Origin of the sequence: Bacteriovorax sp. BAL6_X, from assembly GCF_000443995.1 — a bacterium.
Taxonomy (GTDB): domain Bacteria; phylum Bdellovibrionota; class Bacteriovoracia; order Bacteriovoracales; family Bacteriovoracaceae; genus Halobacteriovorax_A.
Genome location: NZ_AUMC01000006.1, coordinates 448,958 through 471,127, shown reverse-complemented (window position 1 = coordinate 471,127; position 22,170 = coordinate 448,958). Strand labels below are relative to the sequence as shown.

Sequence of the window (22,170 nt, the reverse complement as noted above, 5' to 3'; positions counted from 1 at the left end):
AAATTAGTGGACATTATTAGCTTCAACTTTTGGTTCATTATCGACAATTAAATCACGGTAAGGAATGATGACCTTTAGGCCTTTTTCCTCGAAGTAATTAGAAACGTACCTTCTATTATTCATAGTTGAAGCAAGAATGAAGTCACCGCCCCACGCACCAAGAGACTTAATTTCTCCATCAAAGTCGCTAAAGGCCTCTTGTTTAATAGGTTTAAGCTTAAGTTGTTTACCGATAATTTCTTCATGGGCACGGATTAAAAAGTTAAATTCTTCCTGCGTCTTAGCAGAAGCAATCTGATTAGATAACTCACTGATCGTATTGATGATCTCCGGCGAATGCGGACGCAATTGATTATAGTACTCAATAGCATCACGCGAGTTTTTCTTATGACCTAAGTAAATAAAGTATAGATTATTTTTAAAAGATGGATTGAATTCAACCGGTGACCACTTTGGCCCATCACCACTTTTTTGATAGATAAGTGGATCATCACTTTGCGCACAAGCAATATCATAACCAGAGCCGCCAAGAGTGTTAAATGCAAGCTCAAATGGTGACACCATCGCCCAGTCAGCAATATTATGAATTAAAGTTGAAGATGAACCTAGGCCCCACTCAAGAGGAAATCCAAGTTGAGTAACAACATGTACATCAACTCCATCTCTTAAGAAGTGCTTATTCTGCTTTCGAGCTTGTCTAAGCATCTGTTGCAGAACCATCATCTCCTTGGTTGGGTTGTCATTTAAGATATTGAAGTGCCAGAATTCAAAGATCACTTCAAACCATAGGTTCCCTGCAGGATCATATGATTTCCAATATAATTTTGGGTCAAAAGAAGCTGAGTATTGAACGCGAAGAGACTGTCCAACAGTCGTTGGTAGACCAAGTGCCTGAGCACCGTCTAAAACAAAATACTCTCCAGATAAAAGTAGCTTTCCATGACCAAAGTATAGTTGGCCGTTCTTTGGAAGTTCAAGAAATTGTTCACCTTCCAAATATTTTAAAATTGTGTTGCTTGTGTGTGTTGTGTTCATAATTTAGTTTCTTAAACTCTCTAGTTGTTCTCTAACTGCACTGAACGAAACAACCTTGTCCGTAAAGTAGTCTGCAATTTTTTCTTTCTCTTCATCACTTGCTTCAAGCTGTCCCAAAATATTCATCAGGTGCATCTTCATATGACCTTTTTGAATACCGCTTGTCACTAAACTCTTTAAGGCCGCAAAATTTTGAGCAAGACCTACACTTGCTGTAATCATCATTAACTCGTTAGCACTTGGCCGCTCTAAAATATCAAGTGACATCTTCGCTAATGGATGCAGCTTTGTTAAACCACCAACAGTTCCCAGTGCTAGCGGAATTTCAATTTCAAATAAGAACTTATCACCTTCAATTTTACAATTAGTTAAAGAGCGATATTGTCCGTCTCTTGCAGCATAAGTATGGCCACAGGCCTCTACGGCCCTAAAATCATTTCCTGTCGCGATAACAACACCATCGATACCATTAAAGATACCTTTGTTGTGAGTAGTTGCACGGTGTGGATCAATGTGAGCAATGCGAACTGCACGAGCAAATTTTTGTGCAAAAGTTTTTGCATCCATTCCAAGACTTTTTTCATTTAAGTCTTCAATTGAACACTCAACCCATGCACGGGCCTTACAATTAGGCGTATAATTAGAAAGGATACACATAATAACTTGTACATGCTCCCCTAGACTTTTTTCTAAATACTTCCCAACAGCTTCTAAAACTGAATTAATGAAGTTGGCCCCCATTGCATCACAAGTTTCAAATGCCATCTTGATTTGATAGTAGTTTTCTTCCTTATCTGTTAGATCTACTAACTCGATCGAACGAATCCCACCACCTCTTTTATCCATATTAATTGTTAATGGAGTAAGAGAGTTTAGAATGTCGATTCTTCCATTATTAAAGAACTCTTTAAGCTGGGCCTTGTCACCTTCGTAAACAAAGTGCACTTGACCAATTTTCTCACTACCAATAATCTCGGCCTTAAAACCACCACGCGAGCTCCAAAACTTTGCGGCCTTTGATAGTGCCGCAACAACAGAGCTTTCCTCAATAACCATTGGTACGTTATAGACTTTTTGATTTATAACAAAATTAGGTACCACACCATAAGGTAAGAAGAAGTTTGAGATGGTATTCTCAGAGAATTCATCAAATGTATTTTGTAATTTTTGATCTTGATGCCAGAAAGAGAGGATCTGTTCTTTTGAACCATTCTCAAGATTCTTTGAGATAAAGTCTACTTTCTGCTCTTTTGTTAGTTTTGAAAAACCTTGAATCAATTTCAATTTTCACTCCTTACACTAAGGTATGAATTAGCAAATGCTAGACCTGCTTTTATTTGTGTAATCTGTCGACTTACACTTTCATAATCAACCATTGCTGTTTTTAAGAACTCACTGGCCATACCAAAGATGGCATTTCCTTTTGAGAGACTACATAGGTAGAAACCATCAATATATGATTTAATACCACCCGAGATAATAAAGTTCTTACACCTTACCTGCTCTCCTAATTGATCGATAATCTGATTGCTCATATTTACCATTTCGAGGGCAGTATGGCCAACATGACACAGAGGTTCATGAATAGATAAATCATTGGAATTTCTAATAAATTCGAGTTTAGAAAAATTAGTTCCACCAAAGGCAGCAAATTCTATTGCGGCCAGCTCCAATTGCATAAGTGCGGCCAATGATTTTGGCCCCATCCCCTGTCCTACTTCTTTGACGATAATTGGAAAATCAAACTCTTCTAAACAGATCGTAATAATCTCTAGCGGAGAGCGTTTAATTATGTCACCTTCAGGTTGAAACCATTCTTGGGCCGGATTTATGTGAATAATTAGGCCATTAGCACCAAGTAGCTCAACAACCTCTTTGGCGCGATAAAGTTCACCATCTTCAATCAGCTCTTCTAATTGGGCCACACCAAGATTGGCATAAAATGGAGATTTACCTGTATACTTAGAAATATCAAAGTCGCTGAAGTATTGACTACGACCTTCCTTAGAAAGAAGTTTTCGACATGAGCCTAGTCCCATTCCAATGCCAAAGTCAGCGCAGGCCCGTGCAAGATTTTCATTAATCTTTGCAGCAACCCCTGTTCCACCAGTCATTGATGATACCCAAATAGGTAATTCTAGTTGATGTCCAGCAAAGTTAAGACTGAGATCGTGCACTTCTCTATTACCACTAAAAAGTGGCTCATAGTAAAAGCGCTTATCAGCTAAGATTTGTGCTGTCTGAGCAGCATCCGTTAATTTGATATGCTCAAGCTTACGATCACTCGTGGCCTGGGCCTCTAAATTGTCTCTTTTCATGTACATACCTAATGATTTAGGCAATTTAGCAGATTTTATTCGAAGCAACAACATTCCATTTATGCTTTGGAAAAATCTATCTGATTTGCTAGGCCCTTATACAATTACTTAATAATAAGAATGAACTCTTTCTTTAGCCCCGAAACTTCTTTTAGTAATTTCGACAACTTACCATATTTAAGCTCTTCATCTTCTCCATTAAGTTCCATGCCGATAAATGCGATTCGATCTCCGAAGACTTCAACAGATTCTTCAAGAAGTCTCGTTAAGCGGTAAGGGGTATCCATTAGAACCTTAGGCATATTTACCTTGGCCAAGTTCTTCAAAAACTCCTTACGCTCCTCAGGCCTACGAGGCGGAAAGCCAGCAAATGTGAAATTTGCACAATCAATACCTGAGAGGGCAACTGCAAGTGAGATCGAATTACTATGAGGAGTACAAGTCACACGAACACCTAGCTCATGACATCTCTTAACAAGTTTTTGGCCAGGATCACAAAATGCTGGAAGCCCTCCATCACTCATGAGATAAGCGTTCTTACCACTTTGTATCTTTGAAATGATTTCATTTTCAATCTCAACTTGAGTGTGTTCATTAAAGAGAATAAAGTCTTCAATAATATCGCGATCAAGTCCAAAACGAATCCAACGCCTTCGACAAGGCTTCAAATCTTCGATCAAAAAGAGACTTTGCTCTCGACTAGCAATGCCAGACTTTAATAAATTTAAAGCTGTCGTATCAAGAGGATTTTGCTCATCAATTGGAGTTGCAATTAAATAGAGAGTTCCGTATTTACTTTGTTTAGCCATATCATTTATATATGATCAATTGGTTATAAACTCAAGATCGTGTATATAAATAATATGCAAAAAACTTCAAAAACTTTCGAATTATTTCTTTCAGTAACTCCAGGTCTTGAGGAGTTCGCCAAAGAAGAGCTAAGAGAGCTAACTCGTTACGAATTCTTTAAATCAATAGAGTGTGACACGAATGGTGGACTACTTCTTAAGTCTCAAGATCTCTTTTCCCTTCTAACACTGATAAAATATTTAAAGATCCCAACAAGGGCACTTTTAAGAATAGAAGAGTTTAAAGCAAGAGATCTTCCTAAGCTTTACAAAAAACTATCAAAGATAAATTGGAATGATTATATACCAACGACAGAATTTGAATTTAAAGTGAGCTCTCATAACTCGCGCTTATTTGATGATCGGAAAATCATCAAGGCCGCAAGAGATGCCATTGTTGATTACCAGAAGGCACAACCCTTTAAGTCAAAATATAGCGAACTTACATGGAGTCACGCACCAATAATCTTTATTCGCTTTGACGAAGATATGTGCCAAGTCTCTGTCGACTGCTCAGGAGAAAGGCTTGATAAAAGAGGCCATAAGCTCTTCACGGCCAAGGCACCAATGCGAGAATCTCTAGGGGCAGCTCTTATCCGATTTATAAACAACAATGAAGAAGAAGATTTTACCCTGTTTGATCCAATGGCCGGTTCAGGAACAATTATCAGCGAATATCTGTACCAAGATCAAGTAAACTCTAAGCGAAATTATAATTTTGAGAACTTTCCCCTTTTTAGAAAACGGCCAGCACAAAAGGTAAATATTTTAAATGATGAAATCCAGCGAAAGGCCATGGCCAATGATATAGACCAAGCCAATATTAAGGCCATTAAAGAAAATCTTATGGAATTTGATCTTAAGGTGACTCATGAAGACTTTTTTAAAATGGAAAAAGTATCAGAGAAGAATGTCGTTATTGCCTGCAACCTACCATATGGAAAAAGAATAAAGACGCAAAAAAATATTCATGAATTCGTAAATGATTTCTATACAAAAGCACAAAAGATCGGAGCAAAGAGTGCCTATGCTGTAATGCCTGAGACCTTTATAATCGACAATAAATTTAAGGCAAAGAAATCACAGCGAATCAATAACGGTGGAATATGGGTACAATTCGTAAAAGTTGAATACAGCTAATTCTTATAGGCCATAGTCTTAACACTGACACCACTAACATGTGGAATTAGCACTAACTCCCCTGTCTTTGCATAGTCCGACTCGCGACCATTCGTATGTGTAATCTTATGAACTTTCGTTGTCTTAATCTTTCCATCCGGTGTATTTAAGCGAAGCTCATCTCCAACTTTAAGAGCAAACTCCTTACCACGCATTCCCTTAATAAGAATGGCCATATGAGACTTCTTCACAACATCGACGACTTCACCTAGAAAGCCTTCATCTTGGCGCTGAGTACGTTTATTCTTAAGCTTCTTAAATAGAACATCTGATTTATTCACATGAAAAAAACCACGTGTTGTTGAGTTACCAAATTGATCTTTTATCTCTTTTGCCTTTAACTTATCAAAAGAATTAATAAGTGAAACCACATCATTTAAGAGTTCATTATTTTCAAGATGGCGTGTATCAACTCTTAGATCATTTACACCACAATCTTTTAATTCATCAATATACTCTAAAAGAAATTGATCTTTTGTATTAAACATAAATGTTCCGTGTTGATTTTCAACAATCGGAAATCCTTTATGAGGAGACTCTTCACTTGAACCACTAACTTCAAGATAATCATTTTCTAAGCTTTCATCAGAATACAAAGGAGACACAAGATTTCTTGGTGTATAGAAAAGTAAAATTCTTCCAAAGACAAGCAATTCTGTTTCAATTCCCCATGAGTGAATCTCTTGGCAAAACTCTTTAATCACACTACTAGAAAGTTCAATTGAGAGAACAATCTTTCTTAGGCGATCACCAATAAGCTTCTTCCAAACTTTAATAGAGTTAAGGTTATGGTGTCCACCAGTATCTAAAAGAAGATCGATCATTAGATCTGGATATTCATTTAAGCAAAAATTAATGGCCCCTGGATCTCTTAAACGAATACTCTTAAAACCAAGGTCTGCATATTTTTGAAATTGTTGTTTATACATTGCAAATCGAGTTTCTGTCATAAGAATATCCCACTCTAAAGAGTAGGAAATTGCTTCTGATTTCAATAGCTCAACGGCATGTACCATCTCTTCAATAGAGAGTTTTCCAACTTGAGAAAATAAGCGAGTTGCTAAAATGACTTCACTTACTAATGATTTATTAGCAATAATATTAGGAAGGTCATTAAGGTTGTTTAAATAAGTTGTCGTCTTCATTAATTTACAACCTTTGCACGAACAAGGTTATTCACCTCAACTCCTGCAACGTATGGTATTTTAAAAAGTGCTCCAGGACGTGTTCGCTCAAAGCTCTCTCCAGCAAGATTAGAGATATGATCAATTTTTACATCCACGTGAGCATTTGAAAAAGGCATAATTTCAAGGGACTCCCCTAATTCAAATGCACTTCTTACATCAACAACAATAAACTCATTATCAACAACTTGTGCAACCTTTCCAATAGCACGATATGTCTTATCCTCATGTTCTCGATCATTATAGATCGAAGACTCATTGGCCTCCTCTACAAGAGATGCCTGAGTGTATGCACGGTGAGTAACTTTTGTAAGTTCTTCTTCCCACTTAAGTAGATCATCGCTTAAGAAGTTTCCATGTTCTTTATAATAGGCCAGTGCCTGAGAGTAGACCATTGAGATTGTTCCTGCATACATTGGAGACTTCATACGTCCCTCAACTTTTAAAGAATCAATTCCGGCATCAATAAAATCTTGAAGTAGTCTAATCCCTTCAAGGTCCTTAGAACTCATGAAATAGCTATTTAGCTCCTTCTTTCCATCATCAATTTTATATTCAAAGCGACAGCTATGAGCACATCCACCGCGATTAGAGTCACGTCCCTGAGTATAGTTGGAAATCACGCAATTTCCAGAGTAGGCCATACACATTGATCCATGAACAAACATCTCAATTTCGACACCTGCTTCTTCTTTGATTTTCTTAGCATCTGAAATTGCAACCTCACGTCCTAGGACGATACGAGTTACACCTAACTTCTTCCAAAGTTTTGCACTTTCAACATTGAGACAACTTGCCTGCGTTGAAAGGTGAATTTCTAGATTTGTATTTTCGGCGATATAATTAATGACTCCAGGATCTGAGACAATAACTGCATCAATTCCAACATCATCAAGCTCTTTAATAAAATCCAATAGGCCATCAAAATCTTTATCGTGAAAGAATGAATTTAAGACGACATAGACGAGAGCACCACGTTCATGAGCAAACTCAACTCCTTCACGTATTTCATCAATAGTGAAATTATCGGCCGCTTGGCGAAGTCCATATTTTTGGCCACCAAGATATACGGCATTGGCACCGTAACTAATGGCCACTTTCAATTTTTCTAGGCTACCTGCCGGAGCTAAAAGCTCAGGTACCCATCTGGTGTTTTTTGCATCTTTCATAAGGTCTTCTATGTACCAGAAATTACGTATATAATAAAGTCATAGGGAAATCTTGATTAGTTTTTATGAAAAAAATATTTAACACTATATTTTATTTGGTCTGCTCGTTCATTATCATCGTTCTGGGACTTCTAAGTTACCATTATCACAAGGCCCCTCTAAGAGAAACTCCGGCACCATATGTCATGGCACCAGAAACCTTTGGCCCAGATGAAGTTGCCTCTAATGCAGATGTACTAATCGTTGGTGATGAAATGGGTGTCTCAATAGGCCCATATATCAATGACATCACAACTCAGCTCTCAAAGAAGTTGGCCCGACCACTTTCTATTTACAATATTTCTTCTAAGGGCGAGTCCCTTTATCGCACTATTGAAAGAGTGGCGGCGCTCACTAAGGTTCCAAAGATTCTTATTCTTGCTACCGGATATTCAGAGCTACAAGAGGATATATATCCAAAGAACAAAAATGCCATAAAGCTCAATAACCAGAATTTTAAATTCTTTAAAAATCTATATATCCAAAGTTTGATTAAACTTCATCCAAACCTGTCACGCTTGATCTTCTTAAACGAAGATCTTAAACAGTTAACCTCGGAAATTGTGACAATGGAGTTTGATAAATTAACACCTAGACGCTTCAGAAGTATTTTGGAAAAAGAACTTCTGCTTTACGAAATTCGTCTTGAAAAATTCCTTCGAACTCTAAAGGCCCAAGGAGTTAATATTCTAACAGTCATTCCACCAATCAATATAGAGATAAATGACCTTAGAATTTGCGAGGATACAAATGGGCCAGAATTTGAAGAGGCCTTAACAAAACTCGACACACTTCTTTCTGAGTCTAAAACTAAAGAGGCCCATGTACTTGTTCAGTCACTAGAGAAAAATATATTGGCCAACACGAAATTCCACCAATTAAAACAAGAGTTTTTTGAAAAACAAGGTGAAATAACAAAGGCCTATGATCAGGCCTTACAAAAAGTGGCCTTTGCATGTGAGGTAAAGTCCTCACATCCACTATTTGTTAAACAACTTGAAAAAATCTCCAATCATCAGAATGTCGACATAGTAAATTTTAACGAAATTCTTAAACAAAATTATACAAGAAACCCTTTATTTATATCTAACAAAGTCCCACAATCTATCTATTACCCTAAGCTTGTCAGTGAGCTCGTTATTAAGCTTAAGCAAATCACCCAACTAAAATAAGAGGCCATATGAGAATTATTCATAACGAAAATGCAATCATCATTAAACAAGGAGACCAGTCTGAAATGATCTACCTTGTTGAAGAGGGAGAACTTCTCGTATTTGTTGTCGATGGTAATAAAGTGAGCCCAGTTGCAACAGTTGGTCCAGGAGAGATGATTGGCGAAATGGCATTCTTCACAGGCACTCACCGAGCAGCCTACGTCATGGCCAAAACCAAAGTCACACTAATGGAAATAGATAGTGAGACGATAAAAGAAAAACTACCTGATTGGCTCTTTAAAATGACAAAGAATGTAGTTGATCGTATTCACCACCTCGATAAAGTTATCGCAAAAAGTGGTATAAAAAGAAAGAAGGCCGACACTGTTAAACCTTTAAGTATTGAAGAGCAAAGAGAAATTCTTGAACTCATAAAATAAACTTTAGTAGGTACATCGTCACAAAAAGTGACTTAGATAATCTAGAAATTACTCGAAAGGTGTTTAATTAGAAAACACCCTTCGAGGTTTATCATAATAAAAAAATTGCGCTAGTAACTTGAATCTAGAGTGGTACCTATACCAGACCTAGTTCTTTTACAGTGTTTCTTTCAGTACGAAGCTCTTCAAGAGTTGTATTAAACTTCTCTTGTCCAAAAGCATTGTGCTCTTGCCCCTCAACAACCTTTAGCTCACCGTTTTCAACACGACAAGGGAATGAGAAGATAAGACCTTCATCCACTCCATACTCACCTTTTGAAGCAAGACACATAGAGAATGTCTCACCTGCTGGAGTATCATGAGTAAGAGCGTATACACCTGCAACACAAGCGTTTGCAGCTGAAGCAGCAGAAGAAGCACCACGTGCCTTAATAATTGCAGCACCTCTTTTTTGAACTGTTGAGATGAATTCACCTTGGAGGTATTCTTCATCAGAGATAACTTCTGCAGCAGACTTACCAGAGATCTTTGCATTGTAGAAATCAGGATATTGAGTAGCTGAGTGATTCCCCCAGATTGTCATATTAGTTACTTCAGTTACATCAACACCTGCTTTTTGAGCAAGTTGAGTTTTTGCTCTCTTCTCATCAAGAGTTGTCATTGCAAAGAAACGCGACTTATCAAGTCCAGAGGCTTCCATTGCGATATAACAGTTAGTATTACATGGGTTACCAACTACGAATAATTTTGAATCTGGCGCAGAGTGAGCGGCCATTGCCTTACCAAGTGGACCAAAAATTCCACCGTTAACTTTTAGAAGGTCAGCTCTTTCCATTCCGTCTTTTCTTGGAACAGCACCAATTGCAAGAATCCAGTTAGCATCTTTAAATGCTACTTCCATCTTATCTGTACAAACAATATTTTTTAATAATGGAAAAGCACAGTCATCTAATTCCATTTTTACACCTTCAAGTGCACCTAGTGCCTGAGGTAGTTCAAGAAGCTGTAATTCAACTTCTGTATCTGGTCCAAACATTTGACCTGAAGCAATTCTGAAAAGAATCGCGTAACCAATTTGTCCTGCTGCACCCGTAACTGCAACTTTAACTCTTTTAGTCATGTAATTTCCCCTTTTGAAAAAATTAGAGAGTTCTTCTATTGAAATTGGCCAATTTTATCATAGGTGTTAGACAAGTTGTAGCTTTACTTAGCAATATTAGGGGCTATAATTAAATTTAAACGTAATTAAGAATAATCAATAAGGGATTACAAATGGAGCAAGGCAACAAGAACGCCTCTAATTCATCAACATCGTCGTCTTCTGACAAACCACAAGGCCGTGGTAACAAAAGTCGTTCAAACAATCGTAGACGTCGCAAACGCCCAGCAAATGCAAGTGGTAACCCTAAGGGCCAAGGTCAACAAGCTGGACAAGGTAGTAACAGGCCTGGTGCAAAGGGCCCTCAATCAAATCAATCTAAACCAAATAAAAAGGCCCAAGGTAAGTCATCTAATCGCAATCGTAGACGCCGTGGACCAAATAAAAATCGCCGTCCAAACCCGCAACATTTAAGTGGAGAGGACTTTATCATTGTAAAATACTTCAATTTACTTGAGCAGCATATTATGGCCAGACGCAAGTACTTTGATAACTTTGACCGCGTTGGTGAAAAACAAAGAGATAAGCTAGAGCGAAACTTTATTGAAACTCAGAAAACATTTCTAGCTTTTAAGAGTCGACTAAAAGAAGAAGACTTAAAACTTTTTGAAGAAAAATTTGAATCATTAAAGATGGACCTAACTTATTCATCTAATCATGAACTGCCAGTTGGAGAAGTTGAACCAGAAGTAAGCGAAGAGCAAATCGAGGACCCTCACTACCTTCAAACACAAATTGAAGCCGATTATGCACAAGATACTGAAGAGTCAGTTGGTTCCTTAGAAGACTATAAGGCCTATAAAGGTTTATAATTAAATTTACTACTATTTGAAGAAGAACTCTGTCGGCTTCGGCTCCTGCTTTTCGCCGACATACTGTTCATCCTGAAAATAAAAAAAGGGAGCTTTCGCTCCCTTTCTTTTTATCAATATTTTCTAACTAACAACCTTTGAAAAGGTAATCAGATTAGTAAACAAAATTCGAAGTTGTCGCCGTAGCTTCTGCACCAGTTGTTGCACCAACAACACCTGATCCATCCTTTAAATAATTATCTAAAGTTTCTTCGTGATCTTTAATGATAGCGTCTTTTAATTCTGCTTCATTAATGTCTAAGATTTCACAAACTCTACGTAACATCTTTAATGGGATATTGCAAAGAGCACGTTCAACGTTAGAGATGAACTGACCATTCTTATAACCAAGAAGGTGTGATAATTCTGATTGAGAGTATCCTTTTGGATGTGCTGTTCTCTTTTCTTTAATTAGCTTCGCGATGTGACTAAAACTTCTCATGTATTTCTCCTAAGTATTATATTCAAGCACTTACGATTCGTATCTTAATATATTCTAAAGCAATAAAATATTTTTGTAAACATATTAACAGATTTGTAAGAAAAGTTTTTACAATATTTCCGTAAATTTATTGTCGATACCAGATATTGTTCAATATGATCGATTTAGCCTCACTATCTATTTGAAATTACATTACCGTTATAATACGTCGCTTCAATTAAATCTGTGTACAAGGCCCTCTCTTTGTTAGGCCTCTTAATTAACTTCTTAAGTTTTTCTTCCGTCGTAAGGCTAGCGCTCATCTTTTTGCTTCCAAGACTGACAAAATGAAGCTTTTTACCAAGCTCAAAATTACCACTCTCCTGCTCAAGTTTCATCGAAGTAGCACCCGCAAGTGAAGCTCGGTAAAGTCCTTGAGTATAAGAAGTATCGCGATGTCCTCTTTTATGATTTTGTATAACAAATGAATTAATTACATCGAGCATTGAAAGGAAAGGCCCTCCACCGATATCACTTGCTAGTGCCCAGTGAACTTTGAAACGGTTAGCTCTCTTATAGTCAAAAAGCCCCGAACCTAGTCCCAGTTCTTTAATTGGAGCATTACTTGTTGGGCAATGAGCAATCATCGTTTGCTTTTCACTTAAGAGTTTTAATTCTTTTGGTGAAAGATAAATCCCATGCCCCATAATTGTTTTTGGAGTTAAAAGCCCTACTTTGTCATAAATCTCTGTGTATGTTTTAACTTTTTCAAATCCTTTAATATCCTTATAAATACTAAGAACGAAATCGATTTCATTTTGTGTTTCACTTAGGTGGGTTTGAATGAAAGAACGATGCTTCTTTGCAGTCTTTGCTCCTGCGGCCATTGTCACAGGGTCCGTTGTAATGGCAAAACGAGGAGTTACTGCATACTGATCTTTATACTCTTTTGCTAATGCTTCTGTTTGTGCAATTGTCTCCTCTACACCCATTGTAAGATACTCAGGGGAATTCATCGTCATTTGCACGTTACCAAGAATATAATCACCTTTAAAATTCTTAAGTGCTTCAGAAACAGAATGAGTGTGAATTGAGCCATAACAAGCTCCACCAATTGTTCCGTTATTTGCAATTTTATTCGTAAACTCTTTAGCCTTCTTACGTGCAAAAGCAAGTTTTTTGAAATTAGCTTCATATGGCCAAGTGTAATTTTCTAACCAATGTAGCAGATTTGCCTTTGGCATTTCACAAACAGCGTCTTGCACCCAGTGAAAGTGCGTATCATAAAGGCCAGGAATTACATATTGGCCACTTTTATCAATTATCTCAACATTCTTCTTACGTGATAAGTAAGCTGAAAGTTGTGCTTTAGGCATACGTTCGATGATTTTGTAATCACCTCTTGTTGTGCGCTTTGCAACAATTGCATAATCTTCTAAAAATTCACATTTTTTATCATTTATAGGATTGAAAAAATGAGCGATAATTACTTTATAAGTAATATTATTTGATGACATGAAATCTCCTTTAATAAGCAGGTCAACATATATGAAGAAGCGTATCATTACAAGTTTTGTAGCACTCTTTACCCTATTTTTAGCATCATTCAGCGCAGTTGCAGCTGATAGCTCAAAAGAAACTAAAGAGATTAATATCAACTCTATCGTTGCAGTTAATATTGAAGAGGCCATCACACCGGCCACTTTAAATTATCTTCAAATGGCATTTAAAAGTATTGAAGGCCAAAGTCAGAGTGCCATCTTAATTAAGATAAACACACCAGGAGGCCTGGTTAGTGTCACAAAAGAGATTATGCACCTAATTGCTAATAGCAAAAATTTAGTCATTGGCTGGATTGGCCCGAGCTCAGCATCGGCCACGAGTGCAGGGGCCATCATTGCAAGTAGTATCCCTATTCTTTATATGGCAGATGGTACGCGTATCGGTGCCGCCACGCCAATTTCTGGAACCTCAGATATCAAAGAAGGCGATATGAAAAATAAGATTGTTAATGATCTTGTTGCCCTCGTAAAGTCTCAAGCTTCAGCGACTGGAAAGAATGAAAAGGTCTTCACAAAAATGATAACTGAAGCAAAGAGTTATACAGAGACAGAGGCCTTAAAGGAAAATGTCCACAACGGAATTGTTGATAAAATTCAGGGCAAGGGCGGTCTTATTAGTACAATTAATAATAAGACATACATTTCTCATCATAGGCCTTTTAAAGTTAAGATCGCTGATAACTACGTTCTCACAACATTTGAAAAAACTCTGGGGCAAAAACTTTTAAGCTTCTTTGCCTCTCCTGATATGGCCTATATTCTTTTCCTCATAGGAGCGGCCCTGATCTATGTCGAGTTTCAAGCGCCAGGAGGATTTATCGCTGGAAGCATTGGGGCCGTGGCCATCTTAATTGCAGGCATATCTTTTAATGTACTCTCCCTTAATACAGGGGCCTTCCTACTTATTATTGCGGCATTTATTCTCTTTATTCTAGAAATATATATTACAAGCTTCGGTCTACTGACTATCGCAGGTATAGCCAGCTTAATTTTTGGCTCCATGTTTCTTTTTCAAACAGAGGAGTCATACCTACAAATTTCTTCAACTGTTCTCTTTTCTAGTATTGGTGCAATACTCGCCTTTATTGGTCTGATTGCTTATGTTTTTTACAAGTCTAGAAAGAGAATATTTTCAGGACCTGAGGATCCATACACTGGTGTAGAGATCACAATTACAGATATTGATGGCGACAAAGTCTTTTCTCGCTACAATGGAGAATTGTGGCAACTTACGGCCACTGGCGATATGTCAAAGCTAAAAGTTGGTGATAAAGTACAGGTCATCAAAAAAGACAACTTAAAACTACAAGTAAAACTATAGAGGTATAAAATGAGTCAAAGAAAATCTTTTCGTCAATTAATGAGTTTAATTTTTTCTATGTGTCAAAACGATCTTCCAACAAAGAGCGATATCGACTGGGCAAGAAGAGAAATTAAAAAGTTTTTTTGGCTTTAAATAATTGAAAATAAGAAGAAAAAACTAAGGGGACGTTGAGGGACGATTGATTTTTGACAAGGAAGAGAGAGAGTTTATTAAAAATCTCCCCTTAGTTTTCTTAAATTAATATTAAACTCTCAGCTTTTTTAAGAGTCAGTTAAATGTAAAGTTTTTGTCAATTCAACGGAGGATATATGATAAATTTCGCGCCTTACTTACCATTTATAATTCTACTACTAATTTTATTGTTCAACACTGTCAAAGTTCTTAAAGAATACGAACGTGGTGTTATCTTCTTTCTGGGTCGCTTCACTTCAGTTAGAGGCCCTGGCCTAATTCTACTTATCCCAGGCCTAGAAAAAATGCAAAAAGCTGATCTTAGAACAGTAACGATGGATATTCCTTCGCAAGATATTATCTCAAAAGATAACGTGACTCTTAAAGTTAATGGTGTTGTCTACTTTAGAGTAGAAGACCCTGAGAAGTCTGTTATTGCGGTAGAGAACTATCTACTAGCAACAGGTCAAATTGCCCAAACAACTCTACGATCTGTAATTGGTCAATTCGAGCTTGATGAAATTCTATCAATGCGTGAGCAAATTAATGCACGTCTGCAGACAATTCTTGATGAACACACTGAGCCGTGGGGAATTAAGGTTTCAACAGTAGAGGTCAAAGCAATTGACCTTCCAATTGAGATGCAAAGAGCGATGGCAAAACAAGCTGAAGCTGAAAGAGACAAGCGTGCAAAAGTTATTTCAGCACAAGGTGAATTTGATGCGGCCCTTAAACTTGCAGAAGCAGCAAAGGTACTTAACGAGTCACCTAATGCTATTACTCTACGTTACCTTGATACAATGAAAGAGATCTCAAGTGGCGAAGGTAAATCAACAACATTCTTCCCTCTACCAGTAGATTTCTTAACAAATATCATGGGTAAGGGGAATTAAGAGTATCACTATGATTTCAAAATACTTTAACTTAATACCATTTGCTGAAAATGATCTTGATCTAAAGGCTTCGGCCGAGATCAAGGTCATTGACGGCCATGTTAATTTTCACTTTTGTTTAAAAGGGGATCTCTCTCCTATTTATATACAACGTGACAATGGCAAAATGAATCGAGTTATTGGACTTTGGACACAAACTTGTTTTGAATTTTTTATCCTTAATAAGACTGATGGTGAGTATTTTGAATTTAACTTTGGAAGTGACTCTAGCTGGAATTGTTTCATCTTTAATTCATATCGATCAGAGCTAACAGAATACTCAGATATTAATATTGATAATATTGTCATTAAATCAGAAGATGAACTCTTCACTCTTCATTGTCGTTTTGAACTAAATAAACTTGGCCATAACTTTGAAGACCTTTCAAATCTTCGCGTATCCCCTACATGTGTCTTATCTTGTGAAGATGATAAAACATATTACTATTCAAATAAGCACCCAGACACTTCACCAAACTTTCATCACCCAGATAGTTTTGAAGATCTAATCCCTTAGTATTCGCTTAAGTCGTCTTTTTCTTCTTTAACTTCGATATTTTTTAGAATGTAATCAAGCTTGGCATCGTCATCTTTAAAGTCAACTTCTCCAGATATTTGATAGTCAGCAAGATCTCTCTCCTGCTTCTTTCTTTCTTTCTTCGTCTCTATTTCGATTTTTGCCTTAAGGTCATCTTTTAAAACTTCATCACGACTTGAAAAAGTTTTACCAAACTTTCTTTTGGCAAAATCATAAAGGCTAAATAATTGCGCCGTCTTATAATCACCTTTTTCAAGGTAGTAAATCATTTCACGATAGAAAGCTTCATTTTCAAGCTCATGAGACCAGGCACTATAAAGTAAGGCCATCCCCTTATACTCAAACCTCTTTTCATATTTGAGCTTTCTAAACTCATTATACATAGCAAGGGAACTCTCTTCATCGCGAGAAAGATTGAGTTTTAAGTTTTTCACGAGCTTATTAAGAACAACATTATGATCAGGGTTATTCTTACTATAACGAATAGTTACACGATAAATACGTCCTTTCTCATAGAAGTAATTTTTTAGAACTCCAATATTATTGGCATCATCAAAGAACTGCATAATATGGAAGGGCCCATTTTGTACAATTCTAGTTGCATCCTTAGCAAATAGTTGCTCACGCATCTTATAGATATAAAGAAAGTAGCCTAATTTTGATGGTGAATAATTTGTTAGAAGATACTTAATATCTTTGTAGCTAAACAGACTGAGCTTTTTAACCTTTATATTAAGATTTAAAATATCTAACCAAACTTCTTGATTCGTTGAGGCCTTAATAAACTGAGTAATAACAGGCAAGTTAAAGATAGGATCCATTGGTATTGCGACATTAAACTTTTCAATCTCAAAGTCATTTACACTTAACACTCGCCTATTCTTATAGTCGACAATATCAAAATAAGGTTGGGCCTGAATCTTAGAAATATTAGGTCTTGGAAAAATTTTAAACCTTACATCCTCAAATGGAATATCAAATTGAAAATTTTGAAAATGGATACTTTTCCAAAATGGTGTCACACCACGAGACTGTTCATATGGAGAAAGCCCATTGTAAAGCGAACCATATCGATTAGTGGCAATAAAGTAGTCCGATTGAATCCCTTCATCTTGGAAGGTATAATAAAATCGATATGGCATCGTAATAACAAGATAAACACTTGATATTACGAGAACAAAAATGGTCACTAGGAAGATTAACTTCTTCATTATGATATTTATCGGTTAACTGACCATTAAACTACATGAAAAAGTTAATATTTTTTCAAAATTACCGATAAATTAAGTGATAAATTCGGAGAATTGAATGAAAAGACTAATTTTTATCACAGCAATTATGGCCCTTACATCGTGTGTCGCTCCAAGAGAGACGCGCTCAATCTATGATACAAACGGCTCCGGCCAAAGTTCTAACGTAGGAACTGGTTCGGGTGGTTCAGTTATCGATATTGATGACTCAGGAAGTTCAACTTCTAATGGCTCAAATGCAAATATTCCTAGTGCGATTGCTCACTGTAGCTGGTCTCTAGACGGCCAAACAGGTTTTTCAAATACTTCAAACTCGCACTTAGGGCCAAATACGATTTGTCAGTCTCGTACCAACGAAACTCAAGTTTATGTACAAATTAAAAACCCTGATTCAAATTCTAGAATTTGTGTCATCCCTACTTCTCAAGCATCTGGAAATTCTATTTATCTAGGTTCTGCTCAATGTAAGTATATCGATAGCTCAGGTACGATCTCTTTGTTTAACTTAAGTAAGAATCGTGATTATGGGCGCTATCAGGGCTTTAGAATAAATGGTGTAATGGTCATGAAGGAAAAGACTTATGATTTCCCTTCTCCTTTTAACCGTGAACTAATCTCTTATGATGCTTACTTTATGTGTTCAATTAATGTTGATCTTTATAACGACCGTACTTACTGTGATGCCTTTAAGTCTCTAGGTCAGTATTTCTACAAATCATTCTAAAAATTAAAAAATAATTTAATTAATGGGCAAGCTTATTTCCATCAATGAGCTTGCCTGCCTTATATGAATTAGACAGATCACCATCAATTGTAGGGAAAGAAATAATTGGAACAATTAAGCTCTGTTCACCTTTTTCAATTCGAGTACAAAGAGCGATATAGAAAAAGCTTACACCACTTTTCTCAAAGGCCTTAAAATAAGCAAAGGCCTCATCACCATCTTCATCCTTAAACTCATATAACTCATCATACGTTTCTATCGTCGGACGTAGGTAATCCATATAAAGAGAAAAGTCTTCGAAAGGAATATCAAACTCTTTTCTATGAGTCATCATTTCAGCAAGAAGCTTAGATTTTTTAAGTTCAATAAGCTCAAAGTCTTCAGGGTCTAAAATCGAATTATCTTCAATTTCACGGTGGTAATCTTCTAGGGATTCAACTTCCTCTCCGACTTGAAAGTCTTGTACAAAGTAATCATTAGAAGTTGCCGTAAGGGCCAAGACAAAAGAAGGAGTGTGATTGAAGACAAAGCACAAGGCCATTAAATGGATATCTTCACCGTTGTGATTAACTTTAGAAATGAATGTAAAGATTTCTTCTTTTAAGTCATTTTCTAAACGCCAGATCTCATCAGGCTTATGCAGAACGCGATCAACAAAAGTTGGGTTTTCTAAAGCCTCTAAAGCTGCCTCATCCACAATATTGAGATCCTTTCTCTTCTTCTCAATCTTTCCAGCAAAGTAGTCTATAAGTGGTGAGTAAAACTTTTCAATACAGGCTTCACTACAAAAGCTTAAGTTTGATCCATCTTCAACAAAGAGTAAGTCTTCAATTGAAGGAACAACTTTTTTACAATTTTTACAATAATAAATATTATCTGAAATTAACAATGACGTATCCTATTTTTTAAATTGATAAATTAAGGCCTGCAAATAACGTATTACCATATAAGACTGGCAGGTCCCAAAGTTTTGCTGTTTCATTTAACACAGAAGAGTCAGGACGAGTTACCTGAAAGCCTGCTCCCATATTTAAACGAATAGAACGTGACATACGAAGAAACATTTGTGGCATTAAGTATGAATATTTTAAATCAGAAAGCAAAGAATTAGCAGTAAAGAAATCACTAGCAGCAACCTTTACTTCACCATACGTTAGAAGAAATTGAATCTCGTGAGAAACCATAATCCCTAGATTTGCTTTGATATGAGAAATATCGCCAATGGCCATCTCTTCTTCGGTATCTAGAGTGTCAGCGAATATTCTTTCGTAATCAACACCAAGAGCCGCCGCACCAAAACGTTTTTCCGTAGTAATCCCTAGCATGCGATCATTTCTTTGTGTTGCAAATTCACTCTTTCCTTTAAATCTCATTCCTAAGTAAGAATCAATAATAAGTTTATTGTAATCATTTCCAACCTCGAGCCAATTAAAACCTAGTTTTACTCCAGAATTGGCCTGTTCAAACTCAGCAGTTTCTAGTGACTGAGCACCACTCGTAGCTAGATCCAGAAAGATCCCATGGGCAAAGCCCATCTTTAAATTGAAGTTAACAAAATTAATATTTTCATCAGTAAAGAAAGATTTATTAGCAGCGTAGCCTAGGGAGAAGTCATAATAATCAGGAAGAAATGCCCAAAAATCAGAGCTAGAGCTTGGTGCCTGCGCACGAGAGACGGCCCTCTCACTTCTAACAGGAGCACTCGGTTTCGTCGTAACAGGATTATATGAATTTGTACCAGAAGACTTCGGGGAATAATCCACCAAGGCAAGTGCTGAAAAATTAAATAAAATACTAAGAGTTGCAGCTGTTAAGATATTCATCAAAAACATTCCTTGTTCATAAAAAGTAACGCCTTCTTAGCGCTCTCTTAATTGTATCTTTATATTTTCTTAATTTCAATGTGAGCATATCCTACCAAATCACTCAACTTGGCTTAAAATAACAATGACTTGCTGATACGCGTTCATAATTTAGGCCGAAAATACGTATAGCATCAATGGAAATGTATTCCGTCTGCCAAAAGGGCCCTAAAATTTATAAAATATCTCTAGAGAATTTCAGGAGGAATGAGTTGATCGAGTTAGGATTTTTAAAACGTTATGATTCAATAAAAAGGTTAATCGACTTTGGTGCAAATGGATATTTCCCATTATTTGAAGACATTGCTATGGGAAGTAATTTTGAAGAAGTTCGTATGACTAAAGCACAACGCCTAAAGGCCAAGTCTCTACTCAAGAAAATCTCATCGCATAACAATCTTGAAAAACAACGTGTACTATTTTCAACATTTGAAGAAATTGATCAATACATCGTGGCACGTGCCCTAGTTGAAATGGTCGAAGGAAAGATTTTAGATGCTAATCCACAGCTTCAGTAAAATACTCTTCACCGTTGCAACAATTGCAATCACTGTAAGCGCTAGTGCTGAGTACCGTGTTTATCAATACATGGTTTCTTCACGCCTAAATCCAAGAGGGCCAGCAAGTGTAGTAATTACCTCCACATTAGACCCAAATTCTTATGTGAAATACCACGGTGGAAACCGTTCTATTCGCGTAAATCTCCTAAACACTTGGATGTGTAAGGGACACACCGGAGGAGATCCAGTTTGTGATGCTCCCCTAGCAAAGCTCATGGACACGACAAATCCACAAGAAGCACAAGTGCTAGAGCAAGGAGTTGATACAGCTCTATGAGAATTGAAGATAGCAACCAATTTGCGAAACAGAATCTAAAGCTTAAAAATGAGCGCGAGCGTCTTATTAAAGATAAGAAACAAGAGATTGAGTCAATCCGCAAAAATTATAATCAAATGGCAAATGACCAAAGAGTTATCGGTGAAGAAAAACTCGATTCAGTACGCGATCAGAATCAAGTTGCTATAATCGAGTCACTCAATAATAAAGAGGCAAGACTCAATGATATCAAAGAGAGTCTTGAAAAAACAGGCCAGCAATTTGCCAAGCAAGAGGATTTTGCCAAACTTCAAGCTGATGCAAATATTGACTCCATAAGAGACAATTATCAACAGCAATTAGAGTATGTTCATCAAAGAGGACGCGATGAACTTGAAGACACAACTAATACCGTTAATGATCTGGCCAATAAGATAAAATATGACAATGAAGAATTCATTATTGATGAGACGGCAAAGGCTAAGAACCTTGCAAATGAGATCTCAGTTCGAAATGATGGTTTTATTCAACGTATAAATAAGCAATTTGATCAACGTGTTCAAAAGCTCTCTAAAGAAAATTCAACAACTGTGAAAGATCTTGAAAAAGAGCAACGCAAAGAGGTGTCTAAGCTAAAGAGTGATCATTATCAAAAGCTAACACAAACAGATGCCTTCCAACAAAATGAGCTTAAATCACAAAAGGCATTCCATGAAGATACAGTTAAAAGTAGAAAGGATGCTTTTGAGCAAAAGTATGCGGCCCTTCAAAAAGAACATCAAGGGCTTATGGGAAGACTTAAAACAAAAATAGATCAAGAGCTTAATACTCTTAAGAACTACTATACAAAGGCCAAGGAAACGATTCAAGATAGAGGACAAGATAGCTTCTATAATATTACAAAGTTAGAGCCTACTATCAAGAGTGATCAAAACTATTATTATTTTTCAATTGAAGTGCCTAAGCACGAACAAGAAACTATCCATATCAATGCTCAAGAACGTGGTATTACAGTTACACAAAACAGAAAGTTTGATCAAAGAGTTGAAGAAAACGGTAGTACATTTAAGTCAAAACGTTCAGAAAGCCTTGTGAAACAATTTGATATCCCTGAAATTCTTGATGGAAGAAAGGTAAGTCGAAATTATGATGAACAAACTTCGACTCTTACCTATCGTATTGCAAAAAGATAAT

Annotated in this window: 23 protein-coding genes; 11 read left to right on the top strand and 12 right to left on the bottom strand. The window is 36.7% G+C overall.

Annotated features, from left to right (window positions below):
- Positions 1 to 3: 3 nt before the first annotated feature.
- The 4 genes from M902_RS06490 to M902_RS06475 all read right to left on the bottom strand — a co-directional run bounded on the left by M902_RS06490 (position 4) and on the right by M902_RS06475 (position 4,162).
- Positions 4 to 1,035, bottom strand: a complete 1,032-nt coding sequence (locus tag M902_RS06490) for a GYDIA family GHMP kinase (RefSeq protein ID WP_021266990.1) — start codon at positions 1,033 to 1,035, stop codon at positions 4 to 6.
- 3 nt (positions 1,036 to 1,038) lie between these two features.
- Positions 1,039 to 2,319 (bottom strand): hydroxymethylglutaryl-CoA reductase, degradative, encoded by a 1,281-nt coding sequence (locus M902_RS06485; RefSeq protein ID WP_021266807.1) that lies wholly within the window; start codon positions 2,317 to 2,319, stop codon positions 1,039 to 1,041.
- The gene (locus M902_RS06480; protein ID WP_021266748.1) at positions 2,316 to 3,353 is read right to left on the bottom strand and encodes a type 2 isopentenyl-diphosphate Delta-isomerase; all 1,038 of its coding nucleotides are present in this window, start codon (positions 3,351 to 3,353) and stop codon (positions 2,316 to 2,318) included. The genes M902_RS06485 and M902_RS06480 overlap by 4 nt, the downstream gene beginning before the upstream one ends.
- Positions 3,354 to 3,457: 104 nt before the next feature.
- Positions 3,458 to 4,162 (bottom strand): SAM-dependent methyltransferase, encoded by a 705-nt coding sequence (locus tag M902_RS06475; protein ID WP_021266626.1) that lies wholly within the window; start codon positions 4,160 to 4,162, stop codon positions 3,458 to 3,460.
- A 54-nt stretch (positions 4,163 to 4,216) separates the two neighbouring features.
- On the opposite strand from M902_RS06475, the gene M902_RS06470 reads away from it, so the two are divergent.
- Positions 4,217 to 5,341 (top strand): RNA methyltransferase, encoded by a 1,125-nt coding sequence (locus tag M902_RS06470; RefSeq protein ID WP_021267015.1) that lies wholly within the window; start codon positions 4,217 to 4,219, stop codon positions 5,339 to 5,341.
- Here M902_RS06470 and M902_RS06465 read toward each other — a convergent pair.
- Together M902_RS06465 and M902_RS06460 are read right to left on the bottom strand one after the other, a co-directional pair.
- Positions 5,338 to 6,525: a peptidase U32 family protein gene (locus tag M902_RS06465; RefSeq protein WP_021266684.1), complete on the bottom strand. Its 1,188-nt coding sequence runs from the start codon at positions 6,523 to 6,525 to the stop codon at positions 5,338 to 5,340. The genes M902_RS06470 and M902_RS06465 overlap by 4 nt on opposite strands.
- Entirely contained in the window at positions 6,525 to 7,733 is a 1,209-nt protein-coding gene (locus M902_RS06460; protein WP_021266686.1) for a U32 family peptidase, read from the bottom strand. The genes M902_RS06465 and M902_RS06460 overlap by 1 nt, the downstream gene beginning before the upstream one ends.
- A 65-nt stretch (positions 7,734 to 7,798) precedes the next feature.
- Here M902_RS06460 and M902_RS06455 point away from each other — a divergent pair, with 65 nt between their 5' ends.
- Positions 7,799 to 8,944 (top strand): hypothetical protein, encoded by a 1,146-nt coding sequence (locus tag M902_RS06455; RefSeq protein ID WP_156979736.1) that lies wholly within the window; start codon positions 7,799 to 7,801, stop codon positions 8,942 to 8,944.
- An 8-nt stretch (positions 8,945 to 8,952) separates the two neighbouring features.
- On the top strand, positions 8,953 to 9,366 hold the full coding sequence (locus tag M902_RS06450; RefSeq protein WP_040314214.1) for a cyclic nucleotide-binding domain-containing protein: 414 nt from the start codon (positions 8,953 to 8,955) through the stop codon (positions 9,364 to 9,366).
- Positions 9,367 to 9,502: 136 nt separating this feature from the next.
- On the opposite strand, the gene M902_RS06445 is transcribed toward M902_RS06450, so the two are convergent.
- Positions 9,503 to 10,486, bottom strand: coding sequence for a malate dehydrogenase (locus tag M902_RS06445; protein WP_021266909.1), 984 nt, complete (start codon positions 10,484 to 10,486; stop codon positions 9,503 to 9,505).
- A 152-nt stretch (positions 10,487 to 10,638) separates the two neighbouring features.
- Here M902_RS06445 and M902_RS06440 point away from each other — a divergent pair, with 152 nt between their 5' ends.
- Positions 10,639 to 11,337 carry a hypothetical protein gene (locus tag M902_RS06440; protein WP_021266889.1) on the top strand — a complete coding sequence of 233 codons (699 nt, stop codon included), beginning with the start codon at positions 10,639 to 10,641 and terminating at the stop codon, positions 11,335 to 11,337.
- 154 nt (positions 11,338 to 11,491) lie between these two features.
- Here M902_RS06440 and M902_RS06435 read toward each other — a convergent pair whose 3' ends face one another.
- On the bottom strand, positions 11,492 to 11,818 hold the full coding sequence (locus tag M902_RS06435; protein WP_021266982.1) for a helix-turn-helix domain-containing protein: 327 nt from the start codon (positions 11,816 to 11,818) through the stop codon (positions 11,492 to 11,494).
- Positions 11,819 to 11,991: 173 nt separating this feature from the next.
- On the bottom strand, positions 11,992 to 13,314 hold the full coding sequence (locus M902_RS06430; protein WP_021267037.1) for an amidohydrolase family protein: 1,323 nt from the start codon (positions 13,312 to 13,314) through the stop codon (positions 11,992 to 11,994).
- 31 nt (positions 13,315 to 13,345) lie between these two features.
- Between M902_RS06430 and M902_RS06425 the strand changes: the two genes are divergently transcribed.
- The 3 genes from M902_RS06425 (at position 13,346) to M902_RS06415 (ending at position 16,303) form a co-directional block, all read left to right on the top strand.
- Positions 13,346 to 14,680, top strand: a complete 1,335-nt coding sequence (locus M902_RS06425; RefSeq protein WP_021267119.1) for a nodulation protein NfeD — start codon at positions 13,346 to 13,348, stop codon at positions 14,678 to 14,680.
- Positions 14,681 to 14,991: 311 nt separating this feature from the next.
- Positions 14,992 to 15,747, top strand: coding sequence for a slipin family protein (locus M902_RS06420; protein WP_021266666.1), 756 nt, complete (start codon positions 14,992 to 14,994; stop codon positions 15,745 to 15,747).
- A gap of 10 nt (positions 15,748 to 15,757) precedes the next feature.
- Positions 15,758 to 16,303 (top strand): hypothetical protein, encoded by a 546-nt coding sequence (locus tag M902_RS06415; RefSeq protein WP_021266779.1) that lies wholly within the window; start codon positions 15,758 to 15,760, stop codon positions 16,301 to 16,303.
- On the opposite strand, the gene M902_RS06410 is transcribed toward M902_RS06415, so the two are convergent.
- Positions 16,300 to 17,535 (bottom strand): hypothetical protein, encoded by a 1,236-nt coding sequence (locus M902_RS06410; RefSeq protein WP_021266699.1) that lies wholly within the window; start codon positions 17,533 to 17,535, stop codon positions 16,300 to 16,302. The genes M902_RS06415 and M902_RS06410 overlap by 4 nt on opposite strands.
- Positions 17,536 to 17,632: 97 nt before the next feature.
- On the opposite strand from M902_RS06410, the gene M902_RS06405 reads away from it, so the two are divergent.
- Complete coding sequence (locus M902_RS06405) at positions 17,633 to 18,298, top strand: hypothetical protein (RefSeq protein ID WP_021266867.1); 666 nt, start codon at positions 17,633 to 17,635, stop codon at positions 18,296 to 18,298.
- Positions 18,299 to 18,317: 19 nt separating this feature from the next.
- On the opposite strand, the gene M902_RS06400 is transcribed toward M902_RS06405, so the two are convergent.
- Positions 18,318 to 19,187 (bottom strand): hypothetical protein, encoded by an 870-nt coding sequence (locus M902_RS06400; protein WP_021267109.1) that lies wholly within the window; start codon positions 19,185 to 19,187, stop codon positions 18,318 to 18,320.
- A 16-nt stretch (positions 19,188 to 19,203) separates the two neighbouring features.
- On the bottom strand, positions 19,204 to 20,121 hold the full coding sequence (locus M902_RS06395) for a hypothetical protein (protein ID WP_021266965.1): 918 nt from the start codon (positions 20,119 to 20,121) through the stop codon (positions 19,204 to 19,206).
- A gap of 251 nt (positions 20,122 to 20,372) precedes the next feature.
- Here M902_RS06395 and M902_RS06390 point away from each other — a divergent pair, with 251 nt between their 5' ends.
- Genes M902_RS06390 through M902_RS06380 form a run of 3 tightly spaced genes read left to right on the top strand, consistent with a single transcriptional unit; the run spans position 20,373 to position 22,169 of the window.
- Entirely contained in the window at positions 20,373 to 20,678 is a 306-nt protein-coding gene (locus M902_RS06390) for a hypothetical protein (RefSeq protein ID WP_021266898.1), read from the top strand.
- The gene (locus M902_RS06385) at positions 20,656 to 20,997 is read left to right on the top strand and encodes a hypothetical protein (RefSeq protein WP_021266819.1); all 342 of its coding nucleotides are present in this window, start codon (positions 20,656 to 20,658) and stop codon (positions 20,995 to 20,997) included. Before M902_RS06390 ends, M902_RS06385 begins: the two co-directional genes overlap by 23 nt.
- The gene (locus tag M902_RS06380; RefSeq protein ID WP_021266756.1) at positions 20,994 to 22,169 is read left to right on the top strand and encodes an Hsp20 family protein; all 1,176 of its coding nucleotides are present in this window, start codon (positions 20,994 to 20,996) and stop codon (positions 22,167 to 22,169) included. The genes M902_RS06385 and M902_RS06380 overlap by 4 nt, the downstream gene beginning before the upstream one ends.
- Position 22,170 lies beyond the last annotated feature (1 nt).

What these genes read in the sequence shown, in the direction of transcription:
- M902_RS06490 (WP_021266990.1), bottom strand. Translation starts at nt 1,035, where the DNA reads ATGAACACAACACACACAAGCAACACAATTTTAAAATATTTGGAAGGT.
- M902_RS06480 (WP_021266748.1), bottom strand. Translation starts at nt 3,353, where the DNA reads ATGAAAAGAGACAATTTAGAGGCCCAGGCCACGAGTGATCGTAAGCTT.
- M902_RS06475 (WP_021266626.1), bottom strand. Translation starts at nt 4,162, where the DNA reads ATGGCTAAACAAAGTAAATACGGAACTCTCTATTTAATTGCAACTCCA.
- M902_RS06470 (WP_021267015.1), top strand. Translation starts at nt 4,217, where the DNA reads ATGCAAAAAACTTCAAAAACTTTCGAATTATTTCTTTCAGTAACTCCA.
- M902_RS06465 (WP_021266684.1), bottom strand. Translation starts at nt 6,525, where the DNA reads ATGAAGACGACAACTTATTTAAACAACCTTAATGACCTTCCTAATATT.
- M902_RS06460 (WP_021266686.1), bottom strand. Translation starts at nt 7,733, where the DNA reads ATGAAAGATGCAAAAAACACCAGATGGGTACCTGAGCTTTTAGCTCCG.
- M902_RS06455 (WP_156979736.1), top strand. Translation starts at nt 7,799, where the DNA reads ATGAAAAAAATATTTAACACTATATTTTATTTGGTCTGCTCGTTCATT.
- M902_RS06450 (WP_040314214.1), top strand. Translation starts at nt 8,953, where the DNA reads ATGAGAATTATTCATAACGAAAATGCAATCATCATTAAACAAGGAGAC.
- M902_RS06445 (WP_021266909.1), bottom strand. Translation starts at nt 10,486, where the DNA reads ATGACTAAAAGAGTTAAAGTTGCAGTTACGGGTGCAGCAGGACAAATT.
- M902_RS06440 (WP_021266889.1), top strand. Translation starts at nt 10,639, where the DNA reads ATGGAGCAAGGCAACAAGAACGCCTCTAATTCATCAACATCGTCGTCT.
- M902_RS06435 (WP_021266982.1), bottom strand. Translation starts at nt 11,818, where the DNA reads ATGAGAAGTTTTAGTCACATCGCGAAGCTAATTAAAGAAAAGAGAACA.
- M902_RS06430 (WP_021267037.1), bottom strand. Translation starts at nt 13,314, where the DNA reads ATGTCATCAAATAATATTACTTATAAAGTAATTATCGCTCATTTTTTC.
- M902_RS06425 (WP_021267119.1), top strand. Translation starts at nt 13,346, where the DNA reads ATGAAGAAGCGTATCATTACAAGTTTTGTAGCACTCTTTACCCTATTT.
- M902_RS06420 (WP_021266666.1), top strand. Translation starts at nt 14,992, where the DNA reads ATGATAAATTTCGCGCCTTACTTACCATTTATAATTCTACTACTAATT.
- M902_RS06415 (WP_021266779.1), top strand. Translation starts at nt 15,758, where the DNA reads ATGATTTCAAAATACTTTAACTTAATACCATTTGCTGAAAATGATCTT.
- M902_RS06410 (WP_021266699.1), bottom strand. Translation starts at nt 17,535, where the DNA reads ATGAAGAAGTTAATCTTCCTAGTGACCATTTTTGTTCTCGTAATATCA.
- M902_RS06405 (WP_021266867.1), top strand. Translation starts at nt 17,633, where the DNA reads ATGAAAAGACTAATTTTTATCACAGCAATTATGGCCCTTACATCGTGT.
- M902_RS06395 (WP_021266965.1), bottom strand. Translation starts at nt 20,121, where the DNA reads ATGAATATCTTAACAGCTGCAACTCTTAGTATTTTATTTAATTTTTCA.
- M902_RS06385 (WP_021266819.1), top strand. Translation starts at nt 20,656, where the DNA reads ATGCTAATCCACAGCTTCAGTAAAATACTCTTCACCGTTGCAACAATT.
- M902_RS06380 (WP_021266756.1), top strand. Translation starts at nt 20,994, where the DNA reads ATGAGAATTGAAGATAGCAACCAATTTGCGAAACAGAATCTAAAGCTT.